The sequence below is a fragment of the Snuella lapsa genome (genome assembly GCF_039539345.1).
Classification (GTDB): Bacteria; Bacteroidota; Bacteroidia; order Flavobacteriales; family Flavobacteriaceae; genus Snuella; species Snuella lapsa.
Genome location: NZ_BAABCY010000062.1, coordinates 1 through 22,908, shown reverse-complemented (window position 1 = coordinate 22,908; position 22,908 = coordinate 1). Strand labels below are relative to the sequence as shown.

Sequence of the window (22,908 nt, the reverse complement as noted above, 5' to 3'; positions counted from 1 at the left end):
ATTTAAAAAGAGATAAACACTATAAATACACCAAGAATGTCCAATTTACATAATGGAAAAATAATTAGATGGGGCATTATTGGATGCGGTAATGTTACGGAAGTCAAAAGTGGGCCTGCTTATAAAAATACAGAAGGCTTTGAATTAGCCGCCGTTATGCGTCGTGATCCTGATAAAGTTCGGGATTACGCCAAAAGGCATGGTATAGAAAAGTATTATACTGATGCGGATGCACTAATAAACGATCCGGATATTGATGCCATTTATATCGCCACTCCCCCCGATAGCCATAAGCATTATGCGCTAAAAGTGGCCGATGCCGGAAAGCCCTGCTGTATTGAAAAACCTATGGCTCCCAGTTATTTTGACTGCCTTGTTATTTATCAAACCTTCAAAGCCAAAAATTTACCCTTGTTCGTTGCATATTACAGACGCTCCCTTCCTCGTTTCAAGCAAGTAAACCAATGGCTTTTAGATAAACATATAGGAGATATAAGGCACATTCGTTGGCATTTATGCAAACCACCAAATGCTATTGACAGCTCTAAAGCTTACAACTGGCGTACAGACATAAATATAGCTCCAGGAGGTTATTTTGATGATTTGGCCAGTCACGGACTCGATCTTTTTACGCATCTTTTAGGCAACATTAAAGACGCTTATGGCATAGGAACCAACCAGCAAGGCTTTTACACTGCAAAAGATGCAATTACAGCATGTTGGATACATGAAAATGGTATAACTGGGTCTGGAACCTGGAATTTTGCCAGCAGTATGCATGAAGATGCTGTTAAGATATATGGCAGTAAAGGTACCATTTCATTTTCCGTATTTCATGACAATCCTCTTATCCTAAAAAACACAACGAACGATCAAGAGCTTTTTATTGAAAATCCTAAGCATATTCAAACATACCATGTAGAAGGCATGCGTAATACACTTATAAACAAAGATTACCAGCACCCTTCAACGGGACATTCTGCACTACATACAAGCTGGGTTATGGATAAAATACTTGGTAAGTTAACCTGAGTTTTTATGTTAAAAAAACCAAATAAAAAGGCATTATTTGTTGTGTTATGGCATTACTAAAAAGCTTAAGTCACTGTCTCAATGTATGACACAAACAAACCTTAACATGTTTTAACATTTTTTGGTTAAATACACACTTCTTATTTTCATATTTTTGACGGATTATCAAAAAAGTTATATTTTTTTTACGTTAAAAACATTTTAATACATGAATAATAAGAAACACCTAAAATTGCAAAGTACAAAGCTTTTAGGACTTGCCATAATGGCTTTGCTCTTTTTCGCTCCGTATCAAGCTGATGCACAATGGTTAAAAAAGAAGAAAAAAGCCAAAATTGAAGCGAATACCGCTGAAAAAAAAGCCAAAGAAAAAACTATAGCCGATTTCACAAAATCCTGTAAAAAAGTAGAAGGTCTATTCACCATTTATCAAGATACCATAAACGGCTCCATTAAAATGGTCGTATCAGAAGACCAGATAAATAAAGAGTTTATTTATTTCAGTCAAATAGCTGACGGCGTTTTAGATGCCGGCAGAATAAACAGAGGCGCATACAGAGGTTCTAAAGTATTTAAAATTGAAAAGTACTTCGACAAAATAGAATTTGTTACACAAAACACATCTTTTTATTTTGACCCTGAAAGCCCAATATCAAAATCTAAAGATGCCAATATTAGTAATGGCAATATGGCTAGTTTAAAGGTTGAGTTTCATGATAAAAAGCAAAACCTTTATTTAATTAAAGCTGATGATCTGTTTTTAAGCGAAACATTATCTCAAATTAAAAGTCCTGGGTATCCAGGACAATCTCCCACAGCATTTAAACTAGGCGGACTTAACAAAGGAAAAACCAAGATCAATTCCATTAGAAATTACAAAGCCAATACCAATCTGGCTATTGAATACGTATACTCGTCTCCGAGTACTCTAAACAGAGGTTCCAACGCCGTAGCAGATGGTAGGAACGTTAGTATAAAAGTATACCATAGTTTGATCGCTATGCCCGATAATGATTATGAGGTAAGGTACGACGACCCGCGTGTTGGGTATTTTACAACGCAGGTAGACGACAAAACGACAACAAGCTCTACTCCATACAGAGACTTAATACACCGCTGGAACTTACAAAAGAAAAATCCTGAAGCCGCCATTTCTGAGCCTGTAGAACCCATTACATGGTGGATAGAAAATTCAACACCTCTTGAATGGCGAGAAACTATAAAACAAGCTGTTTTACAATGGAACGTTGCTTTTGAAAAAGCAGGGTTTAAAAATGCCATTGTTGTAAAGATTCAACCCGATGACGCAACTTGGGATGCTGGTGATATAGAATACAATGTATTGCGTTGGACTTCTTCTCCACAGCCACCTTTTGGGGGTTATGGCCCCAGTTTCGTCAACCCTAAAACAGGTCAGATATTGGGAGCTGATATTATGCTAGAGTTTGTTCACTTCTCAAATAGGGTATTTTATGATAAGGTATACAACTTAGCTACATTAGAAACACCTTTTAATAATGAAGCACATGGCGATAATAATCACATGTATTGTTCCTTGGGGCATCAAGTACACCAGGACATTATGTTTGCTACTAGTGTTGCATCGCTAACGGGAGTAACCGACCTGGAAACATCTCGTATAAAGAAGGAAGCCATGACGGCTTTAATAATGCATGAGGTAGGCCATACCCTAGGCTTAAACCATAATATGAAAGCCAGTCAGTTATATTCTCCGGAGCAATTGGCGGATGCGAAATTTATTGAAGGTAAATGTTTAACTGCTTCGGTAATGGACTATGCCGCCTTAAACATTACCAGAGACCGTAGCAAACAAGGTCACTACGATAATACCGCTGTAGGGCCTTACGATATTTGGGCTATTCAATTGGGTTATACACCATTTAAATCGGAAGCAGCCCATCAAGCACTCTTGGCACAGTCTACAAAGCCAGAGTTGATTTTTGGAAATGATGCCGACGATATGCGCTCTCCTGGTAAGGCTATCGATCCGCGTGTTATGGTAAACGACCAATCTAATGATGCTATTGGCTATGCAATCGACCGTATAGAATTAGCGAACGATTTGATGAAAGAGGCAAAAGATAAATTGATAAAACCGGGACAATCGTATCAAGAGTTAAGACGTGTTTATTATTTGCTTAGCAGTCAGAAAGCCTCTGCTGCCAATATTATATCCCGCTATATAGGTGGTGTTTATGTAGATCGTGCAATGGTAGGACAGGAAGGGGAAACACAACCGTACACGCCTGTGAGCCTTGAAGACCAAAAACGGGCTATGGCCGCACTAAATAAATATGCATTTGCTCCGGATGCATTTACAGCGCCTAACGATCTGTACAACTACCTAGCAATGCAACGAAGAGGTTTTAATTTTCAATCGAGCCCAGAAGATCCTAAAATTCACAATCAAATACTTACTTATCAGCAAAATGTGTTGAGTCATTTATTACACTACAATACGCTACAAAGAATAACTGATTCTGAATTATATGGTAATGCTTATAACCTATCTGCCTTTATGAACGACTTAAACAATGCCATCTTTAAAGAGGACATTTACGGTAACATCAATTCATTTAGACAGAATCTTCAACTAGAATACACCAAAACACTTATCAATATGCTAGTTGGTAATCAAAGTAAACGTTATACGAACCATGCGCAGTCTATGGCTCTATACAATTTAAAAAATATTAAAGCCAAGATTAACTCTACTGGTAGTATTGCTACAAAAGCTCATAAGCAGCATTTAAAAACAATAATAGACAATGCTTTAAAGGAAATCAAATGAACCTAACCTCTACGAGTTGAAGCTCTATAGGTTCTGATATGCAATAACAAAGCCAGCCTGGACGACACAGACTGGCTTTGTTATACCAATTCTGATTTAAAAGCCAAACTAGACAGTGAAAAACTAAAAGTGAAAAGTGATAAGTGATAAGTGAATCCCCAACAACGAACCCCCATCACTCCATAGCACGTACCAAAAGTTAAAAGTAAAAAGCCAAGAGCTAACAGCTAAGACCTAACAGCTAAAAGTTAAAAGTTAAAAGTTAAAAACTAAAAGTGATAAGTGATAAGTGATAAGTGAAAAGTGATAAGTGAAAAATGAATACCCAACAGCCAGCAACTAACACCCAACACTTCATAACCCATCCCAAAAGTTAAAAGTAAAAAGCCAAGAGCTAACACCCAACAACCATTAAGCAAAAAGCTACTTCATAAGTAATGAGGTAGCTTTTGTATTTATATAAATTAGCAATGTTTCTTTTTAGGGACAAATCAATTGTTTACTTTATGTTTCATTACTAAGCTTATTTACAAGAACATACGTTCAAATTTCATGCCATATTTTAAACTATGAGTAATGAGGCACCTTCCCTTTTACTCCTTTGTAAAAACTTCGAATAAACTTAAAATCGGCTTCAACACTATTGGAAGGATAAAAAGGTTCTGATATTTTATTCTGTTTATTTTTAAAGTCTAAGGTTATCATAATAATCGGCACACCTGCTTCTTTAGCTATATAATAAAACCCGGTACGCCAGGTCTTCACCTTTTTTCGCGTACCCTCTGGTGTTAAGGCCATCCTAAACTCTTCTCTTTCTTTAAATAATCTTGCAATAGCTTTGACCTTATTTTCTTTAATGCCTCTATCTGTTGGGGTACCTCCAAGCATTCTAAAAAAATAACCGAAAGGAAAAGCGAACAATTCGCGCTTAGCGATAAAATGTGTTTTTATGCCTAATACCGATCGTAACAAAATACCAATATAAAAGTCATGCCAACTGGTATGTGGTGCTGCAATAATAACGGCCTTTTTTAATGTTGTTTTGGATATGGTGGTATTACCAACAACCTGCCAACCTAAAACTTTAAAATATAGTAGTTTGGCTAGCCATTGCATGTTACATCTTTTTATAAAGTTCTTTCAATTTTTTAGGGGTCATTACCTTTTTCCAGTTTTTCCCCAGTGCATTTTCCCAAAGAGGTTCCAGGCTCAAAGATATATTTATCATAATGTCCAATTCCTTATCACTTAAATTAGCACAAATACCTTTAGGCAAATGAATATTGTGCTTCTCCTTCATGGCTTTAAAAAGCTTTACGCCTTCTGGATAAAATTCTTCTAAATGATCGAAAACAATACAGTTTCCAATACCGTGCTTGGTTCCTAATAAATAGGACAAACCATAGCTCATAGCATGTGCCACTCCTACTTGTGAATACACTATACTCATACCGCCATGCCAGGAAGCCATCATAAGCTTATCCTGCGAGTCCTTTGTTGAGAGCTTATCTCCTAAAAACACTTCTTTACAAAGCTCTAAAGCCATTTCGCCATAACTTTGACTAAACGTATTTAAATAGGTTCCTTGTAACGATTCTATACAATGTATATAGCAATCCATACCTGTATAAAACCACTGATCCTTAGGTACCTCTTTAGTCAGTTCTGGATCTAATATCACTTGATCAAACGGTGTGTAATCTGAGTTTATACCCAATTTCTTATCGGGTCCGGTTAATACCGTTGTTCTGGACACCTCTGCTCCGGTTCCTGAAATTGTAGGGATACCAACATGGTATATTGCTGGGTTTTTAACCAGATCCCAACCCTGGTAATCTTTCGCCTCCCCTTCGTTTGTTAGCATAATAGCCACGGCCTTGGCCAAATCCAACATGGTGCCGCCTCCTATACCTATAATACCAGAAGGGCGCTCTTTTGTCATTAAAATAATGTCTTCTACCAATTCATCTACTTGAGAGGTCTTTGGTTCTTCTTCTGATGACACATAAATAATTTTATCGTCATAAGAAAGGGATATTCTGGAGGTTATAAAAGCATTACTCTTAAACACATCATCTACCAAATAAATAAATGGGGCGTTTATACTTAAGCGTTTTGGGGCTAATATATCACCTAATTGATTGAAACTACCTCGGCCAAAGATAATCCTTGGCACCATTGGAAAGTTTTTATAATTCATGCAATTTGTTTTCTTTTACAAGGTGTAAAAATAATGTTAATTTTAAGTTTATTCGGTTTAATATAATTTGGTTAGTAAAAATAGTAATTGTCTGGTTATTCTTTCAACCAATTATTAGTTTAATAGTTTTTTTAGTTCTCTTAAGCTCGATATCGTTCTATACACCTTACCATTGGTTTCCTTTTCGCTTACTTGTTCGTGTGCCCAAGTGGTATGAAACGGCACATGGATGGCGTGTGCTTTAATATTTACCAAGGGTAGGATATCTGATTTCAACGAATTCCCCACCATTAAAAATTCGGAGGGGTTAATATCCAAATGGTTTAACAAGCTGGAATAATTAATTTCCTTCTTATCGCTTAACACTTCTATATGGTGGAAATAACCTGTTAAACCAGACCTTTCCAACTTTCGCTCTTGATCTAACAAATCGCCTTTGGTTGCTAAAATCAATCGGTATTTTTTAGATAAGAATTTTAAAACATCCTCAACCCCATCAAGCAACTCAACGGGCTTGTTAAGCATATCCTTTCCTATATTCAAAATAGCCTCTATCGTTTTATTCGACACATCGTAATTGGACAGCTCTAACGCCATTTCGACCATAGATAAAACAAAAGCTTTTACGCCGTAACCGTACAAGGGCAAATTAGCTATTTCTTTTTTAAAAAGTTCTTGATCTATTTTATTGGGTGTTTCATATTCGGATAGTAATCTACCAAATTCGGCTTCAGCCTCTCGAAAATAGGTTTCATTTACCCAAAGGGTATCGTCGGCATCAAACCCAATAACTTTTATGTGTTGATAGTCTATTTCCATAGTTTCTTTGCACGCTCCAAATCTTCGGGCGTATCAATTTCCACCCCTTGTACATCGGTTTCAACCATTTTTATACGCTTACCATACTCTAAATAGCGAATACACTCTATTTTCTCTGAAGCTTCTAATGGAAGCATTGGTAATTTATAAAAATCTAATATGGCCTCTTTTCTAAAGGCATAAACACCTTTATGTTTATAGTATTTAACGTTGTCATTTAAATCACGTGGATATGGTATGGGGCTGCGCGAAAAATACAATGCAAAATTAGATTGGTCGACAATTACTTTTACAGTATTGGGGTTATTAATCTCATCTAAATCGGTTATATGAACCATTAGCGAAGCCAAATCGATTTGTTTATCGGGATCTTCCTTAAAAACACCAATAAGTTTTTCAAGGGAGGTTCTATCTGTAAAAGGTTCGTCTCCTTGTACATTAATAACGATATCGATGTCTAAGTTTTCAACTGCTTCTGCAATTCTATCACTACCGCAATCATGCTCCTTAATGCTCATAATAGCTTTTCCGCCATTGTTTACAATTTCATTATAAATAATGTCACTGTCGGTCACTACAAAAACGTCATCAAATAAATTAGTAGCAACAGTAGCTTCATAAGTACGTCGTATTACAGTTTTACCTCCAAGATCTTGCATAAGTTTTCCTGGGAAACGAGACGCTGCATAGCGTGCAGGTATCATTGAAATTATCTTCATTTACTATGTATATCGATTCTTAACCCAAAAATAGAATTTTTATATTAGAGCTAGTAGTTTTAAAGTATTAAATCTTTTTAAATACTAACAAACTTTTGAAGCAAGATCATTTTACTGCCAGATACAAGGCTATAGACAAATTGAATACCAACACTTTGGTCTTTCCTGTTTTGCATAACAGGATGCTCTTAAAAAAACAAAATTTTAACTTATTTCTTAAATCTAAAAATCTAGTGATCTTTTTATCTATCCTTTGGATGACAGTGAAATGCTATAAATTTCCATCAAGTCAGATTCATTTATCCAAGACTTACAACTAGGCTTCAAAAAACGTTTCCTTAAACCCTATGAGGTATAATTTTTCTTTTGCTCGTGTTACCGCAGTATAAAGCCATCTTAAAAAGTCCTTATCTACACCATTTGGCAAATAGGGTTGCTCTACAAAAACAGTGTTCCATTGTCCTCCTTGGGACTTATGACATGTAATGGCATAGGAAAATTTAACTTGTAAAGCATTAAAATGTTTATTTCCCTTAACTTTTAAAAACTTTTTGTAATTACTGGTTTCGTTTTCAAAATCTTTCATGACTTCTTGATATAAACGATTTGAATCCTCATAAGAAAGTGAAGGGGTCTCCGACTCGATAGTATCTAACAATACAACGGTTTCAAAAGCCCGCATTTTAGGGTAATCTACCATACGTACTTTTACTTCTGCAAAGCGAAAACCATAAAGCTCTTGTATACTAAAAATCTCCAGCACTTCAATAATATCGCCATTGGCAATAAATCCTGCTTCGGTGGTTGGTTTGATCCAAAAATAATTATTCTTTACCACCATTAAATAGTCCCCTGGGGTCAATTCATTTTCATTAAACAAAATACGACTACGTATTTGTTGGTTGTACAGGTTGGCTCGTTTGTTACTGCGTACTATAATAGCGGTATCTTCATTACCAAGCGTGCTATACGCATCGTTTATGGCGTCCATAATTTCATGTCCATCTACAAGCCTTACAATATCTTTAAATCCATGCAAGTCAAATTTAAAGGTATCGTAAAACGAATTGGACAGAGCTTCTCTAAGCATTGTTGCATTTATAAGGATTCCTGAGTCTTGCTCTTGTCGCACTACCTCGTCCAACTCCATTTTTGTAACTTCTTTATTGTAATTCAAACTAAGTGTATCTGGGTTAAGTGCTGGACTTAAATCTAATTTTACGGGAGGCAACTGTGCCGTATCTCCAATTAAAAGCAGTTTGCATTGGTGTCCGGAATATACGTATTGCATTAAATCATCCAGTAACGATCCATTTTCAAAAAGTTTGGATTCTCCCGGGGTATCGGATATCATTGAGGCTTCATCAACAATAAACAAGGTGTTTTTATGCTTGTTTGGCTGTAAAACAAACTTAACCCCTCCTCCTTTGTCTTTTCGCGGAAAATAGATTTTTTTATGGATCGTAAATGCTTCCCTTCCAGAATAGTTTGCAATAACTTTTGCAGCGCGCCCTGTAGGCGCCATTAAAACAGCACTTTTCTTGGCTTTCCACAAATTGGTCACTATCGCACCAATTATGGTTGTTTTCCCTGTCCCTGCATAACCTTTTAGCACATACAATGCACTGGATGATTTACTAAAAATGAAATGCGATAGCTGTTGCAATACAATATCCTGCTTTAATGTAGGTTGAAAAGGAAACTGTTGCTTTATAAGCGCATAAAATTCGGTAGAAGTCATTCAATATCTTATAAATTATCCAAAGATAAAAATGATTTTTATGTGCTTTGGTTTTTACGATTAAAAAAAAATTGTAGATTTGCGAAAGACCTTTAATAACTTTTTAATTAAAAATAGACGATGTTAAAATTTATTCTTATTGCAGTTGCTGTAATTTTACTAACCTTTGGCTTAGTTAAGCTAGTTGACAAATTTATACCTTTAAAGTTCAAGCCTTTCTTAACTATAATCCTGTGGGTATTGATTGGGTATCTAGGATACCAAACTTTTATGTCTATATATGAGCCTATTCAATTCAATAAAGAAAAGAACAAGCGCTATGCTAAAGTAATAAAAAGTTTAATTGACATTAGGGACGCACAATTGGCTCACAAACAAGTAACCGGAAGGTTTACCGATAATTTTGACAACTTAATAAAGTTTATAGACACTGCTCAATTTACTATTACACAACGTCGTGACTCTACTGTTATTGATGAAGAAGCAACTAGACGCTATGGAGGTGTTGAAACGACCAAAGAAATTGTGATTGTGGATACCTTAGGATTTGTTCCTGTAAAAGATTCATTATTTAAGAACTCTAACCGTTATAAAACAATGATGAACATACCTGTTGGTAAACCGGGATCTAAATTTGAATTAAAGGCTGGGTTTGTTGAGCAAAACGACGTAAACATTCCTGTATTTGAAGCCGCTGCGAAAAAAGATTTTCTTTTCTTCGATCAAGATAAAGATCTAGTTAACCAAGAAAAACAAGTTATTTCTACCGTTGTAGGTGTAACTGGAGATGTTATTAAAGTAGGATCGATGGAAGAAGTTACAACTAGTGGTAACTGGCCTAAAACCTATGGTGATAACGAATAATATTTTAGATACATTAACGCATAAGGAATTGTCCATTCAAATAAGTTTGAGTGGACTTTCTTTTTGTATTATAGACAGAAGCAATAACACAATTACGGCTCTGAAGGAAATTGATTTTGATAAACGTCTTACTCCAATAGCCATTCTGGACCGTTTAAAGCATGCTTTTAACACAGAGGATGTATTGCAAGGGGCTTTCGATACAGTTTGTGTTATCCATGAAAACGAATTGTCTACCTTAGTTCCTAAACCTCTTTTTAATGAAGAATGCTTGGCTGATTATTTAAAGTTCAATACCAAGATATTAAAATCGGACTTCATTACTTTTGACACCATAAACATTAACGACTCTGTTAACGTATATGTCCCATACGTAAATATTAATAATTTTATTTATGACAAATTTGGAGCATTTACTTTTAAGCACGTGTCTACCATTTTAATTGAACAGGTGTTACAAATAGAGAAAAATAACGATGACCAAAAAATATACCTAAACATTAGCTCAAGCCACTTTGAAATGGTGATTGTTAATAAAGCTAAACTACAGCTTTATAATACTTTTGAATACGCAACCAAAGAAGATTTTATTTATTACATCCTCTTCGCATCCGAGCAACTAGGGCTTAACCCAGAAACATTACAACTGGTTTTATTAGGAAACATCGTTAAGGGTGACCCCTTATACCAGATAGCATACAAATACGTTAGGCATGTAAGTTTTGGAAACCGACTGGATTACTACAAGTACCTTGAACAACCTAAAACCAATTATTCTAATTTTACATTAATAAAGAGTTTTTAATGCGCATTATATCTGGAACATACAAGAGACGAAAAATAATAGCTCCAAAAAACTTGCCTGTTAGACCCACGACAGACATGGCAAAGGAGTCTTTATTTAATATTTTAAATAATCTTTTTTACTTCGATGAAATTACCGTATTGGATCTTTTTGCGGGTACGGGCAATATTAGTTATGAATTTGCTTCTAGAGGAACCGAGCAAATTACTTGTGTAGACCAGGATTACGGCTGTATAAAATTTATTAACCAAACAGCCCAAAGCTTTGATATGCCCATTCAAACTATAAAAAGTGACGCCTTTAAGTTTTTAGAAAAAGCAACTTTACAGTCTAATGTTATTTTTGCAGACCCTCCGTACAACTTCCCAGATGAGCAGTTTACTAAAATACCCGAATTGGTCTTTCAAAATAATTTACTCTTTGAGGGGGGAATCCTTATCATAGAACATTCTAAACACACCGACCTCTCACATATCGAACATTACGCATACTCCAAAAGTTACGGAGGTAATATGTTTAGTTTTTTTGAAGCGTCATAAAAGGATTTAATTTATAATAATTCCTTTATGATCTACCTCTAGGATAATTCATTTCAAAATTTATTTATTTTCTTACTTTTTTAAATCCCTTTTTTTCAGTACTTTAGACAGAAATAAAGAATTCTTAAAAAGAGTCCTATCTCTAGCACATACTTCCTTATGCAATAAAAACCAGTTCTTTTATTGTTCATGATTATGGTAAATAGCTTATTAATTAACTAAAACTATAATTATGAAAAAACTCTTTTTAGCAGGGCTAGCTTTAATTTTTATTATTGCATGCCAACAAGCCCCTCAACGCTATTTTTCTGAATCCCCAGAAATAGAAACAGTCAAATCTGGTATAAAGGCTTATGAAAACCAAAATTGGGAAGTATGGAAATCCAACTTTGCAGATACAGCAAAAATATACCCAAACTCCAGCAAGGCTATTACTCCAGACGAAAGTATTGATGGTCATAAACAAATGCTTTCCAACTTTTCATCTTATGGCTTTTCAGAAAAAGGAGGTGTTTCTGAAATGATAATTGATAAGGAAGGAAAAACCTGGGTTAATTATTGGAATCATTGGAAGGGAACACTCAAAGCCAATGGAAAGGAATTACACATCCCTGTCCATTTAACATTACAATTTATTGATGGAAAAATTGTAAACGAATATGCTTATTACAACCTTGCTCCTTATGTGGTTGCCCTACAAGAAATAGAAGCTGATAAAATGGCTTCTGAAGCAGAAGAAATGAATCAAACTGAAGAATAATATACTTCTCAAATTAAAAACAACTATTATGAAAACTCTAAAAAACGCATTGTTAATTGCGTTCGCTTTTTGTTTAACTCTTAACATATCCCATGCCCAAAAACGCTATTATATACATGTAGACAATGTAAAGCCATCGATGGTTAAAGACTACGAAAATGTAGCAAAGGATTTTGTAGAGGCCTGTAAAAAACACAAACCCCAAACGACCTGGCTAACTTCTGTAACCAGTAATTTCAAATATATGTATGTTACACCTTTTGAAAAATTCGCAGACTTGGATGCAAAACCCTTTGCGGATATGGCTAAAGCAATGGGAGATGACTGGGCTAATATGTTTAAGCGTTTCGACAAATGCTATGACTCCCACACAGACTATATCATTACACTGGACGAAGACCTAACCTATATGCCTGAAGGTTTTTCTCAAACACAAGAGGGCATGGACAACCGAGAATATTATTTTCTCTATTTTACACCCCAAAATGAAACAAAACTAAGGGACGCATTAAAAGCAATTAAAGACATGTTTTCCAACAAAAACTCCAAAGAACATTACCGTATTTACCGCAGTGGTTTTGGCAACCCCGAAAGCTATTTTCTTGTAGCAATATCTTCTAAAGACGATATTGATGCCGCTATGACATCTAAAGCCAATGCAGAGCTTCTTGGCGAAATGCGCCATGAAGTTTTTGGCAATATGATGAAATACTTATACCGCTTCGAAGAATATAAAGGAGAAATACGTCGGGATTTGGCTTATTCGGGAGAATAAATTGAATTTTTATTTATAGCTAATCCTAAAAGCGTTAAAACATAAAGTGCGACATATGTCGCACTTTTGTTTAACTAAGTAAATCTATAAGCCGAATTCTGTACTCTTAAAAAGAGCCCTTATCATTTATCTGAATGCATTGTTACCAATTGCACTTTAGCTGCCTACCCTCCAGCATCGAACGTGCAGCTCTCAAACACTGGTTTACATGGCATTGCACCACATAGAGTTTACCTGATTTCACTACAGCATTACCTGTACATCCTTTCTGTTGCACTTTTCCTAGCCTCACGACTGGTGGCCATTAACCACTATGTTGCACTGTGGTGTTCGGACTTTCCTCTCTTGTGCTGAACTTGTTTCATTACCAGTAAATACTTGATACAAATGAAACAAGTTCAGCATTCGAGCGATAAGGCGATATACTTAAGAGCAAAAGTAGTATTAAAAGTTATAAAAACTTATTTTTTTAATATCCATTATGTATCACCATACAAAAAAGGTCCTTCTCTCCAAATATTCTATTCCGAATACCCTGTACTTAAAAACAAATATTAGCCCGATCATTTTCTAAAAAAGAATTTATACTTCACAGGTTCACGAATGATAGCGTCAAAAAATAGTCGTGTATTCGTTTTTAGCCTGCATTAAGTCTTTGCTCATTTGGCTTTTGGCTCTTAGGTCTTGGGACTAATAATTTTTCAATTACTACATGCAACTAATTCCGTAACTCTTAAACTTCTGCTTCCGTCTTCAAGCTTCCAACTTTCTAACTTTGCAAATTGTTAATAACTCCTATAAAATTCAAGGTTTTGAATTTAGAATTTTGAATTGAATTTTTAACTTTGTTTTAAATCCAATATGGATAAATTTAATAGCATTGGAACATTTTATAGTATCGGCAAGAAAGTACAGACCACAAACCTTTAAGGACGTTGTAGGTCAGCAAGCTATAACTAATACGTTACTCAATGCTATTGAAAACAACCACTTGGCCCAAGCTTTATTGTTTACGGGTCCCCGAGGTGTTGGTAAAACGACTTGTGCCCGTATTCTGGCTAAAATGATTAATAGCGAAGGAACAGAAACGGGTAACGAAGATTTTGCTTTTAATGTTTTTGAACTCGATGCCGCTTCAAACAATTCTGTTGACGATATTAGGAACCTAACAGACCAAGTACGTATACCTCCTCAAGTTGGGAAATATAAAGTATACATTATCGACGAGGTTCACATGCTATCGCAGGCAGCTTTCAATGCTTTTTTAAAAACACTCGAGGAGCCTCCCAAACATTGCATTTTTATTTTAGCAACGACCGAAAAGCATAAGATAATCCCAACCATCTTATCACGTTGTCAGATATTTGATTTCAAGCGTATCACTGTAAAAGATGCGAAAGAATACCTTAAATATATTGCTGAAGAACAAGGCATAACTGCCGAAGATGACGCTTTACACATTATAGCACAAAAGGCTGATGGTGCCATGCGTGATGCGCTGTCTATTTTTGACCGTGTCGTAAGTTTTTCTGGAAAGGACTTAACTCGAAAAGCTGTAACCGAAAACTTAAATGTTTTAGATTACGAAACCTACTTTAACAGTACAGACCTTATTTTAGAAAACAAGATCCCTGAACTGTTGCTACAATTTAACAATACACTCTCAAAAGGTTTCGACGGGCATCACTATATAGCTGGCCTGGCCTCGCATTTTAGGGATTTGCTTGTAAGTAAAACGCAAAAGACAATAAGCTTATTGGAAGTTGGCGATCAAACCAAAACAAAATACCTGGAGCAATCCAGCAAAGCATCCCAAGAGTTTCTGCTCCAAGCAATACATCTCGCCAACGACTGCGATCTAAAATACAAAACCAGCAAAAATCAACGCTTACTTGTTGAATTATGCTTAATGCAACTTGCCTCTATCACTTTTGATGGAGAAAAAAAAAATAGCAAACGTTACATAATTCCACCGTCCTATTTTAAAAATAAGGGCATTACTCCTGTTTCTGTATCTGTTCCCAAACAAGCAACCTCACAGAACACTATACAACCAAATGAGGCTCTTAACAAAGCAAGCAGATCCTTACAAAGCGCCTTGACTGAATCTACTAAAGAGGAGGCGGACTCAACTCCAAAAATTGTTTTAAATAAAGATGTAAAACGCACATCGGGACTTTCATTAAAAAGTATTCGGGCAAAAAAAGAGCATCTCATAAAACAAATGGACGTTATTGTTGAAGAAGAAAACTTGCCCAAAGACTCCTTTACCGAACAAGCTCTTATAGACGCCTGGCATGCATATACCAAAATATTAGAAGAGAAAGGTCAGTTTAACTTGGCTTCTATTCTATCTATAGACACTCCAAAAGTTGTCAATACAGAAGTGCACTTAGAGTATCCTAATGCCACTAATAAGATGGAATTGGAACGCAACCAATACGATCTTCTTGCCTATATTAGAAAAGCGGTTAATAATTATGATGTTAATTTATGCATTACCGTTAACGAGACCATGGAAAAAAAATATGCCTACACCGATAGAGATAAATTTGAAAAATTAAAAGATAAAAATCCTAATATAGATCTTTTAAGAAAAATGTTCGATTTAGAGGTTTAAATCTGCTCTACGCGTTTTAATTCAACGTGAATAATGGGGAAGGAATTTATATCAGTTTGAGTGCCAAATCTGTGATTTGGTGTATCTAAAACAAATAAATTTTCCACTAAAAGTACTTCTCGATACTAAATTCTTCCATAATTTCACTCGAAGAGACATTAGAACTCTTAAACATTATTCACTTTAATTTAGTTACTTTGCAATAAAAACATAGTAAAATGCTAGGCTTAAAATTACCAACAGATCCAAGATGGGTTAATATTGTTGAAAAAAACATTGAAGAAATACTTACAGACCATGCTTTTTGCGAACAAAAAGCAACAAGCACTGCCATTTCGCTCATTGTAAGTTTCCCAGAGTACACAGAATTGGTTCAGGAAATGACAGCCTTGGTAAAAGAAGAGATTAGCCATTTTAAAATGGTTCATGATAAAATTATAGAACGCGGTTGGACATTAGGAAGAGACCGTAAAGACGACTACGTTATTGCACTCACAAAATTCTTTCCAAAAGGAGGCAGCAGAACAACCCAGCTAGTACACAGGCTCTTATACGCCGCTCTTATTGAAGCCAGAAGCTGTGAACGCTTTAGGTTGCTTTCTGAAGAACTAACAGATAAAGAATTAGCTACGTTTTACAGGAACCTTATGGTAAGCGAAGCCAATCATTACACCATGTTTTTAGGTTTTGCCCGTAAATATGGAAATAAAAAAGAAGTTGATACCAAATGGCAACAACTTCTTGAATATGAAGCTAAAATTATGGCCAACCTAGGAAAAACCGAGGCTGTTCACGGTTAAAATTTATAACCGATACCTAATTGAATATTTGTATTTATGGCTTCTACATTTTGGTTATCATCAAAAATATTTGAGAATCCATAAGTGTACCGGGCATCGAAAAAGAATTCGTGCGATAGTTTAATTTCTAGGCCACCAACACCAGAATAGGCAAAATTCCTAATACCGTCTTCATGCTCGTAGACCTTTACACCAACCTGTGGGCCAGCACCTATGTGAATACGTTCACTAAGCCTAAATTTAAATAATACCGGTACTTGGATATAATCCAATCGTAAAGCTTTTGTTTTTCCTCCTTCAGAAGAAAACTGTATTTCCGGCATTAAAGCAAAGGTCTTTGTGAAACCGTATTCACCAAAAAAACCAATTGCAAATCCGTTTCTATGCTCATTATCCAAAATGGGCGTTCCATCAAAATCTAAATTAGAAATGTTGTAACCAGCGCGCACACCGTATTTTGTGCCCTGCGAAAATCCATAAACTGATACACAAAGTAGTACAGCTAGAAGTAATGCTTTTTTCATAATTAATAGGTTTGGGTTTAAATTAATAGCAAACAAAATGTAAGCGAATATATATTTTTTAATGAAAAGAAAAATATTTACAAGGTGAAGTGCACAATTTTACTGTGTATTGCTAGAAACAGTATCATAATATATACTTTTAATAATACCATCGGCAAGACCAATTTTAGGTACATATATATGCTTGGCTCCACTCCACTTCATTGCTGATAAATAAATACGCATGGCGGGAATTATTACATCTGCCCTATCTTGATTTAAATCCAATTCGGTTATACGCTCTTCATATGAATAGCTCTGCAACGTATTGTAATAGGAAGTTAAATAGAAATACGTAAGCGGTTTACCCAGAGCTTTCCCCGATATTTTAAAGATCTTATTAATGTTTCCACCAGATCCAAGTACCCTTATTTTTTCATAACCTTTAGCATTCATAACAATCCATGTTTCCAATTCCTGCCAGGTCTCTTTTTTTACCATATCGTTAAGCAACCTTACCGTTCCAATTTTAAACGATCTGGAAGCTATTTGCCTACCATTATGGATGACTGTAAACTCGGTACTTCCCCCTCCTACATCTACATATAGGTAAGTTTTACTGTTGTCTATATATTTATTTATATCGGTAGCCGCAATTATAGCCGCTTCTTCTTCGCCATCAATTACATCGATGCTTACACCCGCTTGTTCTAGAACCATCTCAACAACCTTTTTCCCATTAACCGATTCGCGCATGGCAGAAGTGGCGCAAGCTTTGTATTTAACTACCTTGTGGGATTTCATAAGCAATCTAAAGGCCAACATAGTATCTAAAAGCCGTTGTGTATTCTCTTTAGAAATTTTATTTTTTATAAAAACATCTGCCCCTAAACGAATAGGTACGCGAACCAAAGAGCTTTTTTTAAACTGAACAGGCTTTCCCTTTTGTTCTATAATATTTGAAATAAGTAATCGCACTGCATTGGATCCTATATCGATAGCAGCATATTTTTTTATTGAGAGCATATTAATTATCTAACTTTTTTAAATAATAATCGTAAACGGCAAATTGAGATCTAATTTTGGGATTATTATCCTTTCTATATTCATTTTCCTGTGATGCATTTAACAACCTGGCCTTTACATTATCATTCCAGCAAATGGCAAAGGTGTCTATAATTTCCTTTTTTATGTCTTCGTCATAAATAGGACAGCTCACTTCTACCCTATTATCAATATTACGCGTCATCCAATCGGCAGATGAAATATACACTTTAGGATCCTTACTTCCAAAAATATAAATTCTAGAATGCTCTAAAAACTTATCTACAACACTAACAACCTTTATGTTTTCGCTCATTCCTTCCACTCCAGGAATTAAACAGCAAATACCTCTTACTATCATTTCAATCTTTACACCTGCCCTGCTAGCTTCATACAACTTATCTACCATTTTATAACTGGAAATACTGTTCATTTTTAAACGTATATAGCCTTCACCTCCCTGTTTTACCTTTTTAATCTCCTCGTTTATCAACTTAAAAACAGAAGACTGTGTATAATGCGGTGATGTTATTAAATGTTTGTACTTAAATATCCTGTAATTAGTATCGAAGAAGTTGAAAATTTTATTGACATCTTTTAGTATACTTTGATTGGAAGTAAACAGGGTATGGTCTGTATAAATCTTAGCTGTAGACTCGTTAAAATTTCCGGTGCTAATAAACCCATAACGTCTTATTTTTTCTCCTTCTTCCCGTTCTATAACACACATTTTACTGTGTACCTTCAAACCTTGCACGCCAAACACAAGATTCACGCCTTCGTCCTCCATTTGCTGTGCATAATTTATATTAGCCTGTTCATCAAATCGTGCCTGCAGTTCTATAGAAACTGTTACAACCTTACCATTAATAGCCGCATTAATTAAAGAACTGGCTATATGTGATATTTCCGCCAAGCGGTAAATGGTAATCTTAATGGTCTTAACCTTAGGATCTAAAGCCGCCTCCCTTAAAAACTTCACTACATAAGAGAATGTTTGGTACGGTGCGTATAACAAATAATCCTTTTTGGCAATTGCTTCAAATATACTGGCCTCTAAGCTGAGCCCTTTTATGGGCAACGCTTCTATCTTACTATAAAGTAAGTCTGTTCGTCCCAAGCTAGGAAAGCTCATATAATCCCTCCTGTTATGGTAACGCCCCCCCGGAATAATACTGTCGGTTGTATCAATCCCCATCTTAGACATTAGATACTCCAACGTATCGCTCCCAATTGTTTTATCGTAAACAAATCGTACAGGCTCTCCTTTTTGGCGGTGCTTAACACTGTCGGATATCTTTTCCATAAAACTTTTACTCAAATCACTTTCAAAATCCAGTTCCCCGTCTCTGGTGATCTTAATCATATGTGCTGAGATTGTTTTGTAATCGAAGATATTAAAGATATCACCCAAACAATACCGCAATAAATCATCAATTAAAATGATGTAATTCTTATCGCCTTGTTTAGGCAATTCAACAAAACGGTTAATAGACTTGGGAATTTCGATAAGGGCAAACTGTTTTTTCTCATCGGCCATAAGCATTCTAACAGCCAAATAGGCTGCACTGTCCTTTAAGTTTGGAAGCACTACCAAATCACTTAATATAATAGTTACCAAAGCCGGACTCACTTTACGAATAAAGTAACGCTTTATAAAATCGTGCTGTTCGCTATCAATTTGGGTTTCATCAATAATATAAATATTCTCTTCCTCTAAACGCTTATGGATGGTATTTAAAACCTCTAAACTCTCTGCCTGTTGCTTTATAACAATTTGAGTTATGATCTCGAGTAATTCTTTGGCCTTGATACCTCCCAATTCACTTTTTCCTCCTTTACCAGCTTCAACAATACGCTTTACTGTAGCATACCTTACTTTAAAAAACTCGTCTAAATTATTAGAAAATATACCTAAAAAACGAAGTCTTTCTATTAATGGCACTGTTTCATCTGAAGCCTCTTGTAGTACCCTGGCATTAAATTGCAACCAACTTATCTCTCTGTTTATGTAGCTATTGTTATCCTTATCGGCTTTTGTCATGAAGCATCACTAAATTATATTACAACTAAATTCATCCATTTTACTTGAAAAACACCTTCCTTATAAAATGCAAATAAACATAATGCATTTTCTATAAATAACCATGCTTTAATCGAAAAGAATTCCTCGCTCCCTGTGTTGGGTGTTAGGTGCTGGCTGTTCACTTTTAACTTTTAGCTGTTAGCTTTTAGCCATTAGGTCTTGGTGATGGGTGCCAGGTTTTCATTTTTCACTTATAACTTATCACTTTTAACTTTTAGCCGTTAGGCACTGACACTGAATACTGAATACTAGGTGCTGGGTATTGACTTTCTACTATTACCTGTTGGTATGGCTATCGAGTGATGATGTGATCAAGTGATGGGCCTTAGTTGTTGGCTTTTGGCTGTTAGCTGTTCTCTTTTAACTTTTAGCCGTTAGCTCTTGGCTGTTGGGTGTTGGGTGTTGGCTGTTCACTTTTAACTGTTCTCTTTTAACTTTTAACTGTTTAACTTGGTTTTACATCTCTGGGAAATAAAGTCTGAGCCGTTTTACCCTTTTTTAAGTCGGCCCATTGCTCAATATCAAATTCGAGCACAACCACACCACAGGTAGGGACATTGTCTATATAAATATGCCCATAGGTATTCACAAAATCTGTGATGGCGTGGTTGTGTCCAAAAATCATTAAGTTGTTGACAGTTTCATCGCAAGCTTTTATAACCTCCAGAAGGTTATAACCCGCAAAATCATACAGGGCGTGGTCCAATCTAAAAATAGAGGAAGGAATATTAAGCGTCTCCATAAAGATAGCTGCGGTCGATCTGGCCCTATTGGCATCACTGGACAGCACCAAATCTGGTTCTCTTAAACTTATCTTAAAATACTTAGATACCAATTCAGCATCATTTACCCCACGATCTTTAAGAGGGCGTTCATGATCAATTACATCATACTCCCACGACGATTTGGCATGTCTTATTAACGTAAGTGTTTTCATCAAATTCGATTAAAAGCACTATTTTATCGATAAAATGTTGTTTTTTTCGATAAAAAGCACTTAATTTGTTTCTTAGTAAGTATAAAAATACACCTTTTAACCAGTAAACACCAAAAATTATGGACATAAACACGAAATACATGACCTTACAACACCTTGATAATCGTTAAATTAAACAATAAAGCCGATAAACTGAAAACTCCTCACCCGTTGTCGAGTTTTTAAGTGATTTAACACTTTTTTTTGATTTAATAGTGACATATATGTTGTTTTGTATAGCTATTAACTGAAACTATGACCCCAAATCTAATTTCAAACACAAAGTATTTAGCGTTGTTATACAACGTCTTTCCCTCATTACTTTTTTATACGAACGAATTATGTCTGTACCCTAAATTTAGGTACAAGTCACTATTATAATAATTATATATTAAAGTTGCTATTAGTCAAAACAAATCTACAAGCTTATGAAAACAAGTACTTATAGTTTATTATCAAAAACAAGGTCACAGATAAAAAATTGTCTGTACATCTTTGTTTTTCTATTTATCGGACTTTCTAAAGTCCATGCAGCAGACTGTATTATTGATACAGCAGCAACAGGTGGTGACAATGTCATGACTGGAGCTGAATTGGTAAACTATATCAATACCAATGGTTGTACTGGCACTATAACCATTGCAAATGGTGTCCAAATACAATTGCATACAGATATTACAATTCCTAGTGTAATTGATAGGGTTATTATTGAAGATGGTGGGCAAATCATGTGGTTTGAAGATGTTACCTTAACATTAGCTCCAAATTCAGCTATAGTTATAGAAGACACTACCGAATTGGACACTTCTCATGGAGGGGATGGAGCAATATCTTCTGATGGACAATGTAATAATAATAGAAGAATTAACATTGGTTCTTTTGAGTATTCCGCTTGTTCTGGTGGTGGTAATGTATGTATCATTTTTAGTGAAGTAATTGCTGCTGGTGGGACTATACAAATTGATCCTGATTTTGGCGTTATTGACGGAACCGACAATCAAGTTTGCTTTGCACCTACATTAATTGACGTTGAATTGAATGGATTTGTTGAGGGAACCCCTACCTATTTATGGACCGTTAAATCTAAACCAATAGGTTCAACAGTTACTTTCAGCCCAAGCAATACTGTTGAAGACCCAACAGTGACAGTCTCTGAACCTGGCTCATATATCTTTAACATTGCAGTAACAATTCCTATAAGTGATGAGTGTGTTTCTACTCTAATAACGGTTGATGCTGATGTTGAAATAGAGTTTATAGATACTATTTCAGTGAACATTATGTCTGTAAACCCAGGTGGTGGCGGTACATGTAATTTGGCAGTAGATTTTACAGGTTCTGGAACAAATGCAGGCCCCAATTCGACATATTATTGGGATTTCGGTGATGGAAACAACAGTGCCCTTCAAAACCCATCACATACTTATGCAGCTGGAGGCGACTATACTGTTACCTTAACTATAACTGATCCTGATGCTATAGCTGATTGTAATACAGCAAGTGCTTCAGATACTATCACAATAACAGATACACCGCCAACAATAACTTGTCCTCCAACAGTTAATGTTATTGCCGACAATGGATTATGTACTGCTTTAAATGTTGATCTTGGTGATCCTGATGTTGATGATGATTGTGATATTAGTGACTTAACAATATCAAATGATGCCCCATCTCCTTTCCCTATAGGAACAACTATCGTAACTTGGACTGTAGAAGATGCTTCTGGTAATATCGTTACATGTGAACAAACAGTAACGGTAACCGATAATGAAATACCAACCATTACATGTCCTGACAACATCAACCAAAC

19 protein-coding genes and 1 other RNA gene are annotated in these 22,908 nt (G+C 35.5%); 10 read left to right on the top strand and 10 right to left on the bottom strand.

Annotation, left to right across the window (positions count from 1 at the left end; genetic code table 11):
• Window positions 1-36 precede the first annotated feature (36 nt).
• On the top strand, window positions 37-1,032 hold the full coding sequence (locus ABD792_RS11265; RefSeq protein WP_345006139.1) for a Gfo/Idh/MocA family protein: 996 nt from the start codon (window positions 37-39) through the stop codon (window positions 1,030-1,032).
• Between the two features lie 208 nt (window positions 1,033-1,240).
• Window positions 1,241-3,844 (top strand): zinc-dependent metalloprotease, encoded by a 2,604-nt coding sequence (locus tag ABD792_RS11260; RefSeq protein ID WP_345006137.1) that lies wholly within the window; start codon window positions 1,241-1,243, stop codon window positions 3,842-3,844.
• Window positions 3,845-4,411: 567 nt separating this feature from the next.
• Here ABD792_RS11260 and ABD792_RS11255 read toward each other — a convergent pair.
• The 5 genes from ABD792_RS11255 to ABD792_RS11235 form a co-directional block, all read right to left on the bottom strand.
• Complete coding sequence (locus ABD792_RS11255) at window positions 4,412-4,960, bottom strand: 1-acyl-sn-glycerol-3-phosphate acyltransferase (RefSeq protein WP_345006135.1); 549 nt, start codon at window positions 4,958-4,960, stop codon at window positions 4,412-4,414.
• A 1-nt stretch (window position 4,961) separates the two neighbouring features.
• A complete protein-coding gene (locus ABD792_RS11250; protein ID WP_345006133.1) occupies window positions 4,962-6,044 on the bottom strand; it encodes an iron-containing alcohol dehydrogenase family protein in 1,083 nt (360 codons plus the stop codon).
• 114 nt (window positions 6,045-6,158) lie between these two features.
• Window positions 6,159-6,863 carry an HAD family hydrolase gene (locus ABD792_RS11245; RefSeq protein WP_345006131.1) on the bottom strand — a complete coding sequence of 235 codons (705 nt, stop codon included), beginning with the start codon at window positions 6,861-6,863 and terminating at the stop codon, window positions 6,159-6,161.
• Window positions 6,854-7,582, bottom strand: a complete 729-nt coding sequence (gene kdsB, locus ABD792_RS11240; protein ID WP_345006130.1) for a 3-deoxy-manno-octulosonate cytidylyltransferase — start codon at window positions 7,580-7,582, stop codon at window positions 6,854-6,856. Before kdsB ends, ABD792_RS11245 begins: the two co-directional genes overlap by 10 nt.
• A gap of 316 nt (window positions 7,583-7,898) precedes the next feature.
• Entirely contained in the window at window positions 7,899-9,323 is a 1,425-nt protein-coding gene (locus tag ABD792_RS11235) for an ATP-dependent DNA helicase (RefSeq protein WP_345006129.1), read from the bottom strand.
• 120 nt (window positions 9,324-9,443) lie between these two features.
• On the opposite strand from ABD792_RS11235, the gene ABD792_RS11230 reads away from it, so the two are divergent.
• The 5 genes from ABD792_RS11230 (at window position 9,444) to ABD792_RS11210 (ending at window position 13,066) form a co-directional block, all read left to right on the top strand.
• Complete coding sequence (locus ABD792_RS11230; RefSeq protein ID WP_345006127.1) at window positions 9,444-10,187, top strand: hypothetical protein; 744 nt, start codon at window positions 9,444-9,446, stop codon at window positions 10,185-10,187.
• A complete protein-coding gene (locus ABD792_RS11225) occupies window positions 10,171-10,992 on the top strand; it encodes a DUF3822 family protein (RefSeq protein ID WP_345006125.1) in 822 nt (273 codons plus the stop codon). Before ABD792_RS11230 ends, ABD792_RS11225 begins: the two co-directional genes overlap by 17 nt.
• Window positions 10,992-11,531, top strand: a complete 540-nt coding sequence (locus ABD792_RS11220) for an RsmD family RNA methyltransferase (protein ID WP_345006124.1) — start codon at window positions 10,992-10,994, stop codon at window positions 11,529-11,531. The genes ABD792_RS11225 and ABD792_RS11220 overlap by 1 nt, the downstream gene beginning before the upstream one ends.
• Window positions 11,532-11,763: 232 nt before the next feature.
• Window positions 11,764-12,291, top strand: a complete 528-nt coding sequence (locus tag ABD792_RS11215) for a nuclear transport factor 2 family protein (protein ID WP_345006123.1) — start codon at window positions 11,764-11,766, stop codon at window positions 12,289-12,291.
• Between the two features lie 28 nt (window positions 12,292-12,319).
• The gene (locus tag ABD792_RS11210) at window positions 12,320-13,066 is read left to right on the top strand and encodes a hypothetical protein (RefSeq protein ID WP_345006121.1); all 747 of its coding nucleotides are present in this window, start codon (window positions 12,320-12,322) and stop codon (window positions 13,064-13,066) included.
• A gap of 71 nt (window positions 13,067-13,137) precedes the next feature.
• Here ABD792_RS11210 and rnpB read toward each other — a convergent pair.
• An RNA gene (rnpB, locus tag ABD792_RS11205) (RNase P RNA component class A) lies at window positions 13,138-13,495 on the bottom strand.
• Window positions 13,496-13,946: 451 nt separating this feature from the next.
• On the opposite strand from rnpB, the gene dnaX reads away from it, so the two are divergent.
• Together dnaX and ABD792_RS11195 are read left to right on the top strand one after the other, a co-directional pair.
• Complete coding sequence (gene dnaX, locus ABD792_RS11200; RefSeq protein ID WP_345006120.1) at window positions 13,947-15,686, top strand: DNA polymerase III subunit gamma/tau; 1,740 nt, start codon at window positions 13,947-13,949, stop codon at window positions 15,684-15,686.
• 218 nt (window positions 15,687-15,904) lie between these two features.
• Window positions 15,905-16,486 (top strand): MiaE family protein, encoded by a 582-nt coding sequence (locus ABD792_RS11195; protein WP_345006118.1) that lies wholly within the window; start codon window positions 15,905-15,907, stop codon window positions 16,484-16,486.
• Here ABD792_RS11195 and ABD792_RS11190 read toward each other — a convergent pair.
• The 4 genes from ABD792_RS11190 to ABD792_RS11175 all read right to left on the bottom strand — a co-directional run bounded on the left by ABD792_RS11190 (window position 16,483) and on the right by ABD792_RS11175 (window position 21,056).
• Window positions 16,483-17,010, bottom strand: a complete 528-nt coding sequence (locus tag ABD792_RS11190; protein WP_345006117.1) for a porin family protein — start codon at window positions 17,008-17,010, stop codon at window positions 16,483-16,485. The genes ABD792_RS11195 and ABD792_RS11190 overlap by 4 nt on opposite strands.
• A gap of 99 nt (window positions 17,011-17,109) precedes the next feature.
• A complete protein-coding gene (locus ABD792_RS11185) occupies window positions 17,110-18,015 on the bottom strand; it encodes a Ppx/GppA phosphatase family protein (protein ID WP_345006116.1) in 906 nt (301 codons plus the stop codon).
• A 1-nt stretch (window position 18,016) separates the two neighbouring features.
• The gene (gene ppk1, locus ABD792_RS11180) at window positions 18,017-20,077 is read right to left on the bottom strand and encodes a polyphosphate kinase 1 (RefSeq protein WP_345006115.1); all 2,061 of its coding nucleotides are present in this window, start codon (window positions 20,075-20,077) and stop codon (window positions 18,017-18,019) included.
• Window positions 20,078-20,564: 487 nt separating this feature from the next.
• Window positions 20,565-21,056: a SixA phosphatase family protein gene (locus ABD792_RS11175; protein WP_345006114.1), complete on the bottom strand. Its 492-nt coding sequence runs from the start codon at window positions 21,054-21,056 to the stop codon at window positions 20,565-20,567.
• 467 nt (window positions 21,057-21,523) lie between these two features.
• Here ABD792_RS11175 and ABD792_RS11170 point away from each other — a divergent pair.
• Window positions 21,524-22,908: PKD domain-containing protein (locus tag ABD792_RS11170; RefSeq protein ID WP_345006113.1), on the top strand; the 1,385-nt coding region annotated here is incomplete at its 3' end.